This is a genomic window from Paenibacillus sp. BR2-3 (genome assembly GCF_046529485.1).
Lineage (GTDB): Bacteria > Bacillota > Bacilli > Paenibacillales > Paenibacillaceae > Paenibacillus_AQ.
This window is the reverse complement of record NZ_CP126311.1, coordinates 1,216,749-1,230,930: the sequence shown is the minus strand read 5'-3', so window position 1 is coordinate 1,230,930 and position 14,182 is coordinate 1,216,749. Positions and strand designations below refer to the sequence as shown.

Here is a 14,182-nt window from a genome sequence, read left to right as displayed (position 1 = left end):
ACGGAGAGGAAGATGTATCATGACACAACCGTATCCATTGAAGTTTCAGCCGGAGTTTAAAGAGCGGGTCTGGGGAGGCCGCGCATTGGAAAAGTTCGGTCTCGATCTGCCGGAAGGTCATATCGGCGAGGGCTGGACGATCGCAGATCATCCGAATGGCATATCCACGGTTGTAAACGGGGATCTGGCCGGCCTCGGACTGGATGAAATCCGCGAGCAGTACGGAGATGTATGGTTTGGAAGCAAAGACATCTCGGAGGCTGGGGGAAGATTCCCGCTGCTGATCAAGCTGCTCGATTGTAATGACAACCTGTCCGTACAAGTGCATCCAACAGACGATTATGAAGGATTGCCTGAGGGTGAATTGGGTAAAACTGAAATGTGGTACGTGCTTGATGCCAAGCCGGATGCCAAAATTATTTATGGCCTGAAGGAAGGCGTAGACCGCGAGACTCTGCGGCAGTCGCTGGAAAACGGTACGGTTATGGACACCCTGCAAGAGGTATCCGTCTCTGCAGGCGATTCCTTTTATATTCCGGCCGGTACGGTTCATGCCCTGTGCGCCGGGGTGGTTGTAGCAGAGATTCAACAAAACTCTGACACTACATATCGCATATACGATTATGACCGCCCTGGACTTGACGGCAAGCCGCGCGAACTGCATGTGGAGGATTCCCTCAACGTTACAGCTTATGAAGGCGCCGGTGCCACTTCCATGAAGACAGATCATGCTGTGCCTGGGGGATGGCTGCAGCTGGCGGCTTCTCCTTATTTTATTGTGGAAAAAGGACTTGTGGCCGGGGAATGGAGCCTTTCTACCACTCCTGACAGCTTCACTATTCTCGTGGTTTGTGAAGGCAGCGGACATCTGAACTGGGAAGGTGGAATTCAGCCTTATGCCGCGGGTGAATGTTATTTGCTGCCGGCAAATCTGGGCTCTTACGCCATCGAAGGCCAGTCCACCGTACTGCGCTCCTACTTGCCGTAAGCCTGCCTGGGATCGAATTACCGCTATCCTTATCCGTCTTAACCCTACCCTGATCTGGAGGAGGAGAGGCTATGCTGGAAAATTGCTTTACCATGACTGACCCTATTGGTGTGAATATTCATGTGTATGAGTGGCTGCCGGAGCCGGACTCTCCGATCAGGGGCATTCTGCAAATCTCCCATGGTATGTGTGAGACGGCCGCCCGATATTTCCGGTTTGCAGAATTATTAACGAGTGCGGGTTATGCGGTTTATGCCAACGACCACCGGGGGCATGGAAAAACTGCGGGAAGAGTCGATTTGCTGGGTGACGCAGGAGAGGATGGTTTCTACTGGATGAGGAGAAATCTGATCCAGTTGGCCGAAATCGCCCTTGCCAAGCATAAGGGTTTACCAATCTTTCTATTCTCTCACAGCATGGGCTCCTTTCTGGCACAAAAGCTGATGTGTGAGGAAGATAATGATGTGTATGCGGGCTATATCCTCAGTGGGACCAATGGACCCCGCAGCATGCTGCGGCTCGGTGAATCTCTGGCCGAAATCCAGTACAAGCTCCAGGGAGAGCGTCATCGCAGCGTGCTGCTTAACAGTGTTGTATTCGGCACTTACAACCGTTCCTTCTCACCGGTCAGAACCGCCTTTGATTGGCTGAGCAGTGACCCGGATGAAGTAGACCAGTATATTGCCGATCCCTTTTGCGGGGCCATTTGCACCACACGTTTTTTCCGCGACTTCTTCCGGCTGCTTCGTGATATCCATACTCCGGATTCACTGTGCAAGCTTTGCAAGGATAAGCCCATTTATCTGCTTTCAGGAGAAAAAGACCCTGTCGGCATGGACGGCCAAGGTGTGCGTCATCTGGTGGAGCTTTACCGTAAGCAGGGTGTGCAGAATCTAGAGTATCATCTGTATCCTGGAGGGCGCCACGAATTGCTGCATGAGGTCAATCGGGATCAAGTGGCTTCCGATGTGCTCGATTGGCTGGTCCGTCATCTCCCCTCGGAGGCTATGCTGCTGAAATCGGCAGTTAAATAATTTATTACAGAAAATAAGACAGGCCATTTCCGTTTTCATTTCCGGAAAGCCTGTCTTTTTTTTTCGCTGCAAATTGGGTCATGAGGTTCATATGTTCGAGCTTGCACCCGCAGCCGTACAATGTGCACGAACTCTGCAAGCCTCAAGCGATATTCCACCCATACATAGCATCGACATCGCGGACGCGCGCAACATTGACAGGGCCGATGAGAGCGCAGACCTTGTACTGCTCATGGGCCCCTCTATCATCTGCCCGAAAAGAAGGAACGGCTCGCTGCACTGCGCGAAGCTTTAAGAGTGCTTAAGCCTGGCGGAATCATGCTGGCTGCGGCTATTTCCAGATTCAGTTCTACCTTATGGGGGCTCTCCGTTTTCGGATGCTATACTCCAAAAATGGAAAATCAGCCTGAATCACCAGCTCAAACAAATCTCCCAGTCCGAATGGCGCGTAAATATGCCAGCTGTCATCCGTATTCAATCTTGCTCCCAGGCAAGTAGCCGTAGTCGGCCAAGTGTCAATTGCATGCTCCAGGGAGTCATAGGGCTGAAGATCAATCCCGAATTTGTCACGATACCATAGATGAACCCTGGCCTGGTTCTTGAGATCAATCGGAACAGGAATCCCGTCAAATAGCGCCTTCGCTTTGGTAATCACGGCGTCCTCGCCAGCATAACTTAGATTGGCACCATCGTAATAAATGATATCTATATCCGCAATCCCATAATCCGCTTCTCGTCCAGTAAGTTCATTCCACACGGTTTGTACCAGACAGCCTGCTCCAATGTAATAAGGATGTGGCGTGAGGAGTCTGGCCGTTTCAAAAACAGGCATCAGCAAGCGGCTTCTAGAAATAATATCAATCAGCCTTTCCTTGTATTCCACATCGGAAGCCCCTTCCATATGAACTTTCGCAGTATCTCAGGAACGGCAACCACCACTTTTAAAAAATACTACAACGGCAGCGTGTAATAATGGGCGCGTTGGCTCTCATCCTGCTGGTACAGCACGATGAGCAGCGTGCGTCCATCCCCGGCGGATGGCATCTCGGCCACTGCTGTGGGAGCACTATCCCCCATCGCGGCCGTAAACGCGGAATTCGCATCACTATCCGGTACATTGTCTACACCCGAAAGGTTAATATCTGTTCCAATAGCGGTATCTGCCCTGAGGCCGCTGATCGATTCGAGCACCTTGGATAGCTGGAAGGGCAGCACTTCCAGAACCGTGTGCTTCTGCAGCTCACGTTCACTGAGTCCCGCTTCCGCCAGACTGTGGGATACACGTGCCGGATCACTGGCGATTTCCTTCATGTAAGCAGCCCACTCGGACTTCTCCAGGGTGAAATCCCACCAGATTTTACGCGGTTTGTACTTGTGTCCAAGGAAATAATCCAGCTTCATCAGCCCTGTTATCACATCCATTGAATTCGTACTGCGATCCGCCAGAAAGGACTGCAAGCGGGTAAAAAGATCCTCCAGCTGGTGTCCGATCTTCTGCCATCCGCGCTCCTCCCAGTAATCACCGAACTCCTGAAAGAAATCGAACGGCGACCCGAACACATGGCGGATCAAATATTTAACCGTGTGATCCAGACGATGGCTGTTCCAGTATTTCTCCAGCACATCCTCCAGCCGCTTCAAGCGGATAATATCTGAAAATGGCATCACGTGGCTGCTCAGGATTTCATACGGCGCATGCTCCATATACGTATAATCGTACTTCGCCGCCTGGGCGCGGAGGCCGGTGCCGCGGAGCATTTTGAGGAATCCGAGCTGCAGCTCCTCCGGCTCCATGGCAAATACATCGTTGAATGTTTTACGGAAGGTGCTGTAGTCCTCCAACGGCAGTCCGGCGATCAAATCCAGATGCTGATCAATATTGCCGCTCTCCTTAATCTTCATCACCGTCCGGGACAGCTTCGTGAAGTTCTGGCGGCGTTTGACCAGCTCATTCGTCTCATCATTCGTTGACTGCACGCCAATCTCGAATCTGAAGATGCCCGGAGGCGCGTTTTGCGACAGAAAGTCCAGAACCTCAGGACGCATAATATCCGCCGTTATCTCGAACTGGAATACGCAGCCTTGATGGTTATCGATCAGAAACTGAAACATTTCCATCGCATAGCTGCGGTTAATATTAAATGTGCGGTCCAGAAATTTAATCACCTTCGCACCATTTTCAATCAAATACAACAGGTCGGATTTCACTCGCTCAATATCGTAATAACGCACGCCCACTTCAATGCTGGACAAGCAGAACTGGCAGTTGAACGGACAACCCCGGCTGGTCTCAAAATAAACAATCCTTTTGCTGAGATCAGGCAGATCATCGGCAAAACGATGCGGTGTAGGCAGCGTGTTAAGGTCCGTTTTGGGCCGGGGCGGATTGACGATCAATTCCTCCCCCTTGCGATAGGCGGCTCCATACACAAAGTGGAACTTGCGGTCATCCCACAGCTCCTGCAGCAGATGGTGAAAAGTCTCTTCCCCGTCTCCGTTCACGACAAAATCAATACCCGCTTCCCGTTCCATCCAATACAGGGGCTCATAGGATACCTCCGGCCCGCCCAGAACGATAGTGACTTCAGGCATCACTTTTTTGAGAATACCGATAAGCTTGACGGTCTCCTCGATATTCCATATATAACAGGAAAAGCCGATCACATCCGGCTGTTTCTGGTACAAGTCCGAAACAATGTTCATCACGGGATCTTTGATGGTGTACTCCGCCAAATGGATATCGCCGAATTCACGCTCACTGTATGCCTTGAGGAGGCGGATCGCCAGCGAGGTGTGGATATACTTGGCGTTCAATGTTGCCAGGATGACTTTCATGCTTCACGACCTTCTTTACATTTCATTTTGAAAAAAATCCAGGAATGCCTGGCCGTACTTGCGGTATTTCACTTCCCCAACGCCCTTTACCTTCAGCATTTCCGCCTCGGTCTGCGGGCAAACCACACTCATCTCACGAAGAGTAGCATCATTAAAGATAATATATGAAGGCACATGCTCGGCTCCCGCCAGCTCCCGCCGGATAAGGCGCAGCTGCTCGAACACCGTCTCATTAACGGCTGACGGCGACAGATCACGCGATCCGCGGCTGCGATCCCGTGTACCGGCACCGCCAACGGTGCGTGAAGGTCGGGCCACCCGCTGCAGCACCTGCCGCTGACCGCGCAGCACCTCCGCAGCCGGAAGCTGGAGCCGGACCACCGGATACTGACCCTCCGACAGCGCTAAATATCCTTCCGAAATCAGGACATTGATGCTCTCCGTGATCTCCTTTTCGGTGCGTCCGGACATAGCGCCATGAGTCGGCAGTGTCTCGAAGCCGTACTGCAGCACCTTCTGGTTGCGCGAGCCTTTGAGTACCGAGGATACCAGGGCTACGCCGAACCGCTCCCGCATGCGGTGGATGCAGGAGAATATTTTTTGCGCATCTAAAGTCATATCAATCAGTTCACGCTCGTCTGTACAGGAGCTGCAGATGCCGCAGGGCTTGTCCATATGCTCTTCCCCAAAGTAATCGAGCTGCGCACTGCGCAGACAGCGGGTGGTGTAGCAGTAATCGATCATCTGCTGGAGCTTGCGGTATTCATTATGCTTGCGTTCCGGGTCCTGCGGATTCTGCTCGATCAGGAATTTCTGGGTCATAATATCCTGGGCGCTGAACAGCAGCATACATTGGCTCGGCTCTCCGTCCCTTCCGGCACGTCCCGCTTCCTGAACATAAGCCTCCATATTCTTCGGCATATTATAATGAATGACGTAACGTACGTTCGATTTGTCGATCCCCATCCCAAATGCATTAGTCGCTACCATGACGCGGATATCATCATACAAAAAGCCCTCCTGGCTTTCCGCTCGCTCCTGGTCATTCATGCCCGCATGGTAACGTCCCGCTGCTATCCCGGTGGCGTTCAGTCTCTGATACAAATCATCCACTTCTTTACGGGTAGCAGCATATACAATCCCGGGCTGGTGGGAATGTGCTGCCGTGTAATCCAGAACGAACTCACGTTTGTTCTCGCCCCGCAGCACCGACATCGCCAAATTGTCGCGGCCGAGACCGGTCATGAATACTCCCGGATCACGTAAACGCAGCAGCCGGACCATATCCTCCATAACCTCCGGGGTAGCAGTTGCGGTAAAAGCAGCCAAAATCGGCCGCTCCGGCAGCTGCTCCACAAACGGAGATACAGAGAGATAGCTGGTCCGGAAATCATGTCCCCACTGGGACACACAGTGCGCTTCATCCACGGCGACGCAGGAAATGGACAATCCCGCCATCTCCAGGCGGAACCAGTCCAGCTCCAGCCGCTCCGGCGCGACATAGAGCAGCTTCAGCTCGCCCCGCCGGGCGGCGCGAATCCGCTCGTTCACTTCCTTGCCGCTAAGGGTGCTATTAATGAAAGCTGCAGGAATCCCCGCGGTTGTGAGCGCGTCCACCTGATCCTTCATCAGCGAGATCAGCGGTGAAATCACCAGCGTCAGACCCGGAAGCAACAGCGCCGGAACCTGATAGCAGATCGATTTTCCTCCACCTGTGGGCATAATGCCCAGTGTATCGCGGCCCTCCAGCAGATTCTCGACAATCTTTTTCTGGCCTTCCCGGAAGTCGGGATAGCCATAATATTTTTGCAGCTCAGCTTTCGCTTGTTCTATGGTAGGCGCTTGAATATTCATAACGGTCATAACTCCTAAAAGGTTTGTGGAGCATATACTTCGGAAGCATACACTTGTTTCTATCTTTAGTTTACCGGGCAACGGAGCAATGAGCAACCGCCGAAGGGAAAATGCGTTCCCCCTTTGAACAACAAAAACCTCCTGGCCACCTTGACTTAGGTGAACTGGAGGTTCTTTACTTAAGCTGTTAAGCCGTGGGTTACAGCTTGCCGCCTTCCGTAACAATCTCGTCCGGATTCGCATCTGGACCCAACTCGTCTTTTACGTATGTGTCATACAACTGGTGCAGGAACTTCTCTTTGCCTAGTGTTTCCAGCTCGGTGTTAACCCAATCGCGTAGTTCGATATTGCCTTTCTTGACCGCCGGAGCGATCGGAGCAACGTCCTCCAGATTTTCCTCCACTAGATGGAAGCCCGGGTTGTCTTTGGCCCAGCCGATCAGGATAAAATTATCCTGTGCGTAACCGTCGCCGCGTCCATCCTTAAGCGCCTGCAGGGACTCGGTATTTTTCTCATAGCGCACCAGTTCGACATCCGGACGGTTCTCTGTCAGAAAAATATCAGCGGTTGTCCCCTTCGTCACAATAATTTTCTTGCCCTTCAGACCGTCAAGACTCTGGATTCCGCTGCTGTCGGACACGAGCACTTGAGTCGCAACCTTCATCGTTGGATTCGTGAAATCGACCTGCTTTGCCCGTTCGTCGGTTACCGTCATGTTCGCGAGGATCAAGTCGACCTTATCGCTCTGCAGGTAAGGGATACGGCTGGCTGGCTCCACTACCACATATTCAATTTTGCTCTCGTCTCCAAGAAGATCCTTGGCGAAACGCTTTGCCAAATCGTTATCAAAACCGATATAATCGCCTTTTTCATTCGTAAAACCGAACGGAGGCTTGTCCGAGAATACCCCGACAATAAGCTTGCCACGGTCCTTGATGGCTTGAAGGCCTCCTGCCGTTGCCTTCTCGGCGCTGTTGCCCTGCGAAGCATTGCCATCCTTCCCACCGCTATTACCGTTAGCCCCATTATTTCCGCATCCGGACAGCACCACAAACGCCATCATTAATGTTAACAACCATACCCCTGTTTTTTTCATCTCTCTTCTCTCCCTTTTCCGGTTTCTACTACAAAAAACTTGCTCAAAAACTGTCGTGCCCGCTCGCTCTTGGGCGAATGGAAGAATTCATCCGGTTTGGCGATCTCTCTGATCTCCCCTTGATCCATGAACACGATCCGATCGGCCACCGCACGCGCAAAACCCATTTCATGGGTTACGATAAGCATTGTCATGCCCTGCTGCGCCAAGTCCAGCATCACCTCCAGTACTTCCTTGACCATTTCAGGATCAAGCGCAGCCGTTACTTCGTCAAACAGCATCAATTCGGGATGCATACACAAAGCACGTACAATTGCTATCCGCTGCTGCTGGCCGCCAGAGAGCTGGCGCGGATAAGCCTCCTTTTTATCCAGCAGTCCTACACGCTCCAGCAGTGTCAGCGCCTCAGCAGTCGCTTCACTCCGGTCGCGCTTTTGCGCTTTGATCGGTCCTAGCAGTACATTCTCCAGTACCGTCATGTGCGGAAACAGGTGATAGCTTTGAAAGACCATGCCGATTCTCTGCCTTAGCAGCTGCCAGGATACTTTGCCGTCTGTCAGATCCTTGTCTTGAAATGTAATGCGTCCTCCCTGCACCGGCTCAAGTCCGTTTAAACATCGCAGAAGAGTGCTCTTGCCACAGCCGCTCGGCCCGACAATGACAACGACTTCACCTTTGCTTACTTCCAGATCGATTCCGTTCAGGATCACTTGCTTATCAAAAGACTTTACTACGTTCTTAAGACTCAACAGAATATCGCTCACCCACTTCGCCTCCTTTCTCTATGCGTGTGCCGCCCGGGTAGTGTTATTCCACCCACCTGCGCTCTAGCCTCCGGGAATAAACCGAGAGCGGATAACAGATCAGGAAGTAGAATACGAACAATGATCCGTAAATGATGATAGCTGCCATACCGTATTTATAGTTTCGTTCAATTACCTGCTGGCCTGATTTGATCATCTCGGTTACGCCGACCAATACCGTAAGGGAGCTCGTCATAACAATGCGCGTAAACACATTAATTGTCGGCGGAATCATCCGTTTCAACGCCTGCGGAATGAGCACATACAGGAACAACTGGCCGTTGCTCAATCCGATTGACCTACCCGCCTCGGACTGTCCCTTGGGTAGCGATTGTAGCGCACCACGCACGACCTCGCCGATTTCGGTAGTCGCCCACAACGACAGTACGATAACTGATGACATGAACGGGGAAAGATTAAGGCCGAGAAAGATCGGCAGGCCGAAAAAGAAAACGAAAAACCATACGAGAATCGGCACGCTGCGAAAGAGCTCCACATATATACGGGTAAGGAAACGCAGCCACCATTTACGGGAGGTGCGCAGTGCGCCGAGCCCGATCCCCCCAACCGTGCTGATGATGATCGTATACAGCGAGATCAATACCGTCTTCCAGACGCCTTTGCCAAGCTCCGGCAGGCTGTGAATCAGCAGATCAAATCCGGTACGTCCCATTCTGGTACCTCCTCTCGATAGAGCTGAGCAGAAAGGATAACGGTACAAAAATAATCAGATAACAAGCCGTCATCATAAACAGCATTTCATAAGTTTTGTAATAAAGCGCTATGTAGCCTGTCGTCGTATACAGCAGTTCCGGAACTGCCACTGCCGATACGACAGTCGTCTCTTTCAGCAGGAAGATAACGTTGGTGAACAGTGAAGGAATCGACACCCTTATGGCCTGGGGCATTACAATATAACGGAACAGCTGCCATTTCGAGAGGCCGATGGCCAGTCCCGATTCTTCCTGACTTTTCGCCACGGCTTCCAGACCCGAGCGAAGAACTTCGGTGAAGTAACCCCCGCCCAGAAACATCATTGCAATAAATACGACCGTCATTTCAGAAAGCTTGACTCCAACGGAAGGTAATCCGTAATAAAGGAAGAACAGTTGGATAAGCAATGGCGTATTGCGCGCCACTTCAACATGCACGCGGACAATCTTTCCCAGCACCGGAACGCGGAAGTACAGAATAATGGCATAAAGAACAGCCACGATCAGGGATAAAAGAATGGCAATTACACCGATCCACAGCGTGAGTCCTGCTGCCCGCACAAAGTCAGGAATGTGCTTGATCATAAACTCCTTATCAAACTGCATGCTTTATTTTCCTCCCTCCTTTTCAATGAGTGGACCTGCTGGTGGTATCGGATGGAATCCGCTCTCCAATTTCCAGCAAAGGAGGATTCACTTGGACGGTATCGGGATATTTAATACCCGCTCCCGTATTAAGGACAATCACTTTCTCTCCCTGCTTGATCCAGCCTTCCAGTGAAAGCTTACGGGCAGCGGCGAAAGCGGCGGCGCCTTCGGGACAGATAAAGGAGCCCTCAAGCCGGGCAACTTTCTCCTGCTCGGCGACAATCTCGGCCTCTGACACGGCAACCGCCTTGCCTTCCGTTTCATATACAGCCTTCAAAACCAGAAAATCGCCGATTGCTTTCGGCACGTTAATGCCGAAGGCAGAGGTGACAGAGTCCTCCCAAAAATCGGAGTACTCTTTCTTTTCTTCCCATGCTCTAACGATTGGCGCACAGCCTTCAGCCTGGACTGCAACCAGGCGCGGCAGCTTCCCCTGAACCCAGCCAATTTCAGCAAGCTCCTGCAGTGCTTTATAAATTCCAATCAGCCCTACCCCGCCGCCGGTCGGATATAAAATAACGTCCGGCATTTCCCAGTCAAGCTGCTCGGCAATTTCAATCCCCATTGTCTTCTTGCCCTCGATCCGGTACGGCTCTTTGAGTGTAGAAGCATCATATAATCCCATGTCCGCAACCGCTTGTCCTACGATTTTGCCCGCATCGCTGATCAGGCCGTTGACAAGGTAGAGGTTCGCTCCGGCAAGCGCCACTTCGCTTCTCGTAATTATAGGCGCGTCCTTTGGCATCACAATCGTCGCTTCTATACCAGCACGCGCAGCATACAGCGCCCATGCTGCTCCGGCATTGCCATTAGTCGGCATAGCCAGCTTCTGCACACCCAGCTCTTTCGCCCTAGATATACCTACGGCAGCGCCTCGAGCTTTAAAGCTGCCGCTCGGTACTAGACTCTCATCTTTCATATATAGTTCCGCTATTCCATAGTCCTTGCCCAGCCGGGGCAGTTTAACCAGCGGTGTCATCCCTTCTCCCAGCGTTACGGTATAAGCCGGATTCCGCACGGGAAGCAGCTCGTGGTACCGCCATAAATCCGGCTTTCTTCTGTTTAGAGACTCCCGGCTCCACTGTTCGCGTGCTTCGTTAAGCTTATATCGGACCAAAAGCGGCGAGCCGCAGGAACAAAGCTGCTGCACAGAATCCGGCTCATACGTAAGCCCGCATTGCGGACAATCCAAATGTGATAAATAGCTGTAGCTCATAGTGTCCTACCTGCTTTCTTCGATGTCTTTGATGTCTTTGCCCCTATTAACTTAATATATCTTTTCACATGTGAATAGTATGTTTTTAACCCAACAAATTTTATGTAATACCTCCCATGTTGCGATACCAATTTTATTCATATTATTCCAACTTGTCAACTATGTTTTATATGATTATTTCTAATTTTTGTTATCTGTACGACGAGAGATCGTATACTGACAGCAACCAAACTGGAAACTGGTATAATTGTCTGGGGGTAAAAGAACATGCCTTGCGGATGAGGTAATAGAAAGATGAAATGGCACACCAGTGTGGCTCTCCATGGTTTTTCTTCACAGCCCGTGGTATATTGAGGAGTACAATATCAGAGGACGGAGAATGATAGGCATGAACACAAGACGTAATCCCAAGGAAACATCCAAGAGAGGCTCGAAGCCCGGCTTCACTTCCAAATCCCAACCTAAACAAGGTACAAGAAATCCTAATAAACCAAATATCACATCTAACGATAAAGCCAAAACACCAGCCCCTGTCAAAACCTATCCAGTAACTGGGCCCGCAGAGCTGCTGCCCTTTTTGCTGGAGCAAATCTCAAATCGCGGACGGAATTCCATCAAGTCGATGCTCTCCCGGGGACAGGTCTCTGTGAACGGCAAGGTAATGACACAGCATAATTTCCAGCTGCACCCGGGTCAAACGGTAACCCTTGATACGGAAAAGACGGTACAGGCGAAAGAAATGATCGGCCTCACGATTGTACATGAGGATGAGGATCTGATCGTCATTCAGAAGGAAGCGGGACTGTTGTCCATCGCTACATCCGAGGAGAATGAACTGACGGCCTACCGCCAGCTTATGGAGCATGTCCGCCTAAGCAATCCCAAGAACCGGATATTTGTCGTGCACCGGCTGGACCGGGACACCTCAGGCGTTATGATGTTTGCCAAAAGCGAACGTATTCAGCAGTCTCTGCAAACTACGTGGAAGGATACGGTGAAGGAACGCTCTTACGTAGCTCTGGTGGAAGGCTCGGTTAAAAAGGCGGAGGGAACCGTAAGCTCCTGGCTGAAGGAAACAGCTACTCTCAAAATGTACTCCAGCCCTCATGAAGGGGACGGACTGCATGCCGTAACCCATTATAAGCTGATCCAGTCCAACCGCCACTTCTCCCTGCTGGAGGTTCAGCTGGAGACCGGACGCAAGAATCAGATCCGTGTTCATATGGCGGATATCGGACATCCGATTGCCGGGGATAAGAAATACGGAGCAGAGACCAAAACCGTGGGCCGGCTCGGGCTGCATGCCCGCGTGCTCTCTTTTATACACCCGACTACCGGGGAGTTAATGACCTTTGAGAGTGCCATCCCCAAGACATTTCTGAAATATACGGCACCTGCGCCAACGAACTAGTCTATACCTCCGTTCCACCCATACTCATGAAAGGGGCAGATTACAGTGGAGCTTAATACACAGCAATCGCCGAAGTAAACCGTGGTTATCTTGCCCGGATGAACCACTGCACTTTCACAAAGGATGGGTGGTTAACTATGACAACAATACAACCCTATGAGATGATCGAACGTCTTCCCACGGTGGAGGAACACTCCGCACTATGGGGAGCCGTGGGCTGGGGTAACATAAATAAGAGCATGACGGAGCCGTCACTGGCTCATTCAGTATATGGCCTTATTGTCAGGCATGAAGGCAAGGTTATCGGTATGGGACGGATCGTGGGGGACGGAGTCATGTATTTCTACATCCAGGATGTAGCCGTACTGCCGGAATTTCAGGGCCGGGGGATCGGTAATATCATTATGGATCAGCTCCTCGACTATATCCGTACTCATAGTTATCCCGGCGCCTTCGTCGGACTGTTCGCCTCTCATGGCAATGATTCCTTTTACGAACGATACGGCTTTCAGAATCATGCACCCGGTATGACTGGCATGTTCAAGGTCATAGAGTAACTACTCCCTAATAAACTAGACTTTTTATGAAGAAATGCGTCCAGAATGAAAACAGGGAGATTCTATGAAAAAGTACGCCACACAAGATAGTTGCACTTTATACAACTGCTTGAAGTAATACCGGCTTAAGCTGGACTTTAGTTGTATTTGGTACAATTAAAAAGTAGCTGAACACGGTGTAGCGCCATATAACGAGGATATAACTGCACAGAATACAATTAGAAGGCCGCTTCCAGCAAAATAAGCGATTTTAGTTGTACGAAGTACACTTAAACTAAATGCATGTTCGTGGTGTGCTGGCACTTAGGACGAGGTGTGCTGCTCTTAGGACGAGGTATGCTGTTTGCCAGACCAGGGCTGGCAGCGGCCAGTCTAAGTACACACAATTAAAAAGGATGTCCCGAAGCTCATGGCTTTAGGGCATCCTCTTTTTTTTACCTTTGAAACATTATCAATGCTTTTAGCGTCATGATACAATATACAGAAACAAAGAAGGTGCCCTGGTGTTCCACCCCACTGTCTTCGAGAATATAAAAATTGCTTTTGAGAACCAGATTTACGATTTAGACAACCTGGACGAAGCTATCGTTGTTACAAACCGCGCGGATATGCTGGATTTAGCGTTAATGTCACGGGAATTCAGACTCGCCTTCCGGGTGAAGGAGAGCGACAAAGTCACAGCGGAGGTGGTATTGCGTTCCTCTATACAAGATCTAGGAGACGAAATTCTGGGGATACCCGGAGCCGCTCCCGGCTGCACGCTGCTGCTGCGTTTTTACATGGAAATAGAGAATGAAGAGGATCAATGCGAAGATATTCACAATACCCTGCATGCCATTTGGGGACCGGATATTCAGCAGATACAGACCTTGAGCTTTATCTACGATCAAGAACGGGAAGTTTACAATAATAGGATAGAGCTTGCCTTCAAACGGCAAATTAATGAGGACCAGATGGAGGATATTCCCGAGCTGCTGAAGCATATGATGCAAAGTGCGGAAGAGCTGGAAACGATCTAGCCATTGGT

The 14,182-nt window shown here is 50.8% G+C and carries 14 protein-coding genes; 6 read left to right on the top strand and 8 right to left on the bottom strand.

The window, feature by feature from the left end:
- Window positions 1-19: 19 nt before the first annotated feature.
- The 3 genes from PaeBR_RS05890 to PaeBR_RS05880 all read left to right on the top strand — a co-directional run bounded on the left by PaeBR_RS05890 (window position 20) and on the right by PaeBR_RS05880 (window position 2,317).
- Window positions 20-988: a type I phosphomannose isomerase catalytic subunit gene (locus PaeBR_RS05890; protein WP_410513942.1), complete on the top strand. Its 969-nt coding sequence runs from the start codon at window positions 20-22 to the stop codon at window positions 986-988.
- A gap of 71 nt (window positions 989-1,059) precedes the next feature.
- Window positions 1,060-2,022: an alpha/beta fold hydrolase gene (locus PaeBR_RS05885; protein WP_410513941.1), complete on the top strand. Its 963-nt coding sequence runs from the start codon at window positions 1,060-1,062 to the stop codon at window positions 2,020-2,022.
- 73 nt (window positions 2,023-2,095) lie between these two features.
- Window positions 2,096-2,317: a hypothetical protein gene (locus PaeBR_RS05880; RefSeq protein WP_410513940.1), complete on the top strand. Its 222-nt coding sequence runs from the start codon at window positions 2,096-2,098 to the stop codon at window positions 2,315-2,317.
- A 54-nt stretch (window positions 2,318-2,371) separates the two neighbouring features.
- Here PaeBR_RS05880 and PaeBR_RS05875 read toward each other — a convergent pair whose 3' ends face one another.
- The 8 genes from PaeBR_RS05875 to PaeBR_RS05840 all read right to left on the bottom strand — a co-directional run bounded on the left by PaeBR_RS05875 (window position 2,372) and on the right by PaeBR_RS05840 (window position 11,187).
- The gene (locus tag PaeBR_RS05875) at window positions 2,372-2,923 is read right to left on the bottom strand and encodes a nucleotidyltransferase family protein (RefSeq protein ID WP_410513939.1); all 552 of its coding nucleotides are present in this window, start codon (window positions 2,921-2,923) and stop codon (window positions 2,372-2,374) included.
- Between the two features lie 50 nt (window positions 2,924-2,973).
- On the bottom strand, window positions 2,974-4,857 hold the full coding sequence (locus PaeBR_RS05870) for a B12-binding domain-containing radical SAM protein (RefSeq protein ID WP_410513938.1): 1,884 nt from the start codon (window positions 4,855-4,857) through the stop codon (window positions 2,974-2,976).
- 15 nt (window positions 4,858-4,872) lie between these two features.
- On the bottom strand, window positions 4,873-6,711 hold the full coding sequence (gene recQ / locus PaeBR_RS05865; protein ID WP_410513937.1) for a DNA helicase RecQ: 1,839 nt from the start codon (window positions 6,709-6,711) through the stop codon (window positions 4,873-4,875).
- Between the two features lie 199 nt (window positions 6,712-6,910).
- Window positions 6,911-7,807, bottom strand: a complete 897-nt coding sequence (locus tag PaeBR_RS05860; protein ID WP_410513936.1) for a transporter substrate-binding domain-containing protein — start codon at window positions 7,805-7,807, stop codon at window positions 6,911-6,913.
- Window positions 7,804-8,571: an amino acid ABC transporter ATP-binding protein gene (locus PaeBR_RS05855; RefSeq protein WP_410513935.1), complete on the bottom strand. Its 768-nt coding sequence runs from the start codon at window positions 8,569-8,571 to the stop codon at window positions 7,804-7,806. The genes PaeBR_RS05860 and PaeBR_RS05855 overlap by 4 nt, the downstream gene beginning before the upstream one ends.
- A 43-nt stretch (window positions 8,572-8,614) precedes the next feature.
- Window positions 8,615-9,283: an amino acid ABC transporter permease gene (locus PaeBR_RS05850; protein ID WP_410513934.1), complete on the bottom strand. Its 669-nt coding sequence runs from the start codon at window positions 9,281-9,283 to the stop codon at window positions 8,615-8,617.
- Window positions 9,264-9,929: an amino acid ABC transporter permease gene (locus PaeBR_RS05845; RefSeq protein WP_410513933.1), complete on the bottom strand. Its 666-nt coding sequence runs from the start codon at window positions 9,927-9,929 to the stop codon at window positions 9,264-9,266. The genes PaeBR_RS05850 and PaeBR_RS05845 overlap by 20 nt, the downstream gene beginning before the upstream one ends.
- A 22-nt stretch (window positions 9,930-9,951) precedes the next feature.
- On the bottom strand, window positions 9,952-11,187 hold the full coding sequence (locus PaeBR_RS05840; protein ID WP_410513932.1) for a threonine synthase: 1,236 nt from the start codon (window positions 11,185-11,187) through the stop codon (window positions 9,952-9,954).
- A gap of 388 nt (window positions 11,188-11,575) precedes the next feature.
- Between PaeBR_RS05840 and PaeBR_RS05835 the strand changes: the two genes are divergently transcribed.
- The 3 genes from PaeBR_RS05835 (at window position 11,576) to PaeBR_RS05825 (ending at window position 14,174) form a co-directional block, all read left to right on the top strand.
- On the top strand, window positions 11,576-12,598 hold the full coding sequence (locus PaeBR_RS05835; RefSeq protein ID WP_410513931.1) for an RluA family pseudouridine synthase: 1,023 nt from the start codon (window positions 11,576-11,578) through the stop codon (window positions 12,596-12,598).
- A 137-nt stretch (window positions 12,599-12,735) separates the two neighbouring features.
- The gene (locus tag PaeBR_RS05830) at window positions 12,736-13,155 is read left to right on the top strand and encodes a GNAT family N-acetyltransferase (protein WP_410513930.1); all 420 of its coding nucleotides are present in this window, start codon (window positions 12,736-12,738) and stop codon (window positions 13,153-13,155) included.
- A gap of 503 nt (window positions 13,156-13,658) precedes the next feature.
- Window positions 13,659-14,174 (top strand): hypothetical protein, encoded by a 516-nt coding sequence (locus tag PaeBR_RS05825; RefSeq protein WP_410513929.1) that lies wholly within the window; start codon window positions 13,659-13,661, stop codon window positions 14,172-14,174.
- Window positions 14,175-14,182: the final 8 nt, after the last annotated feature.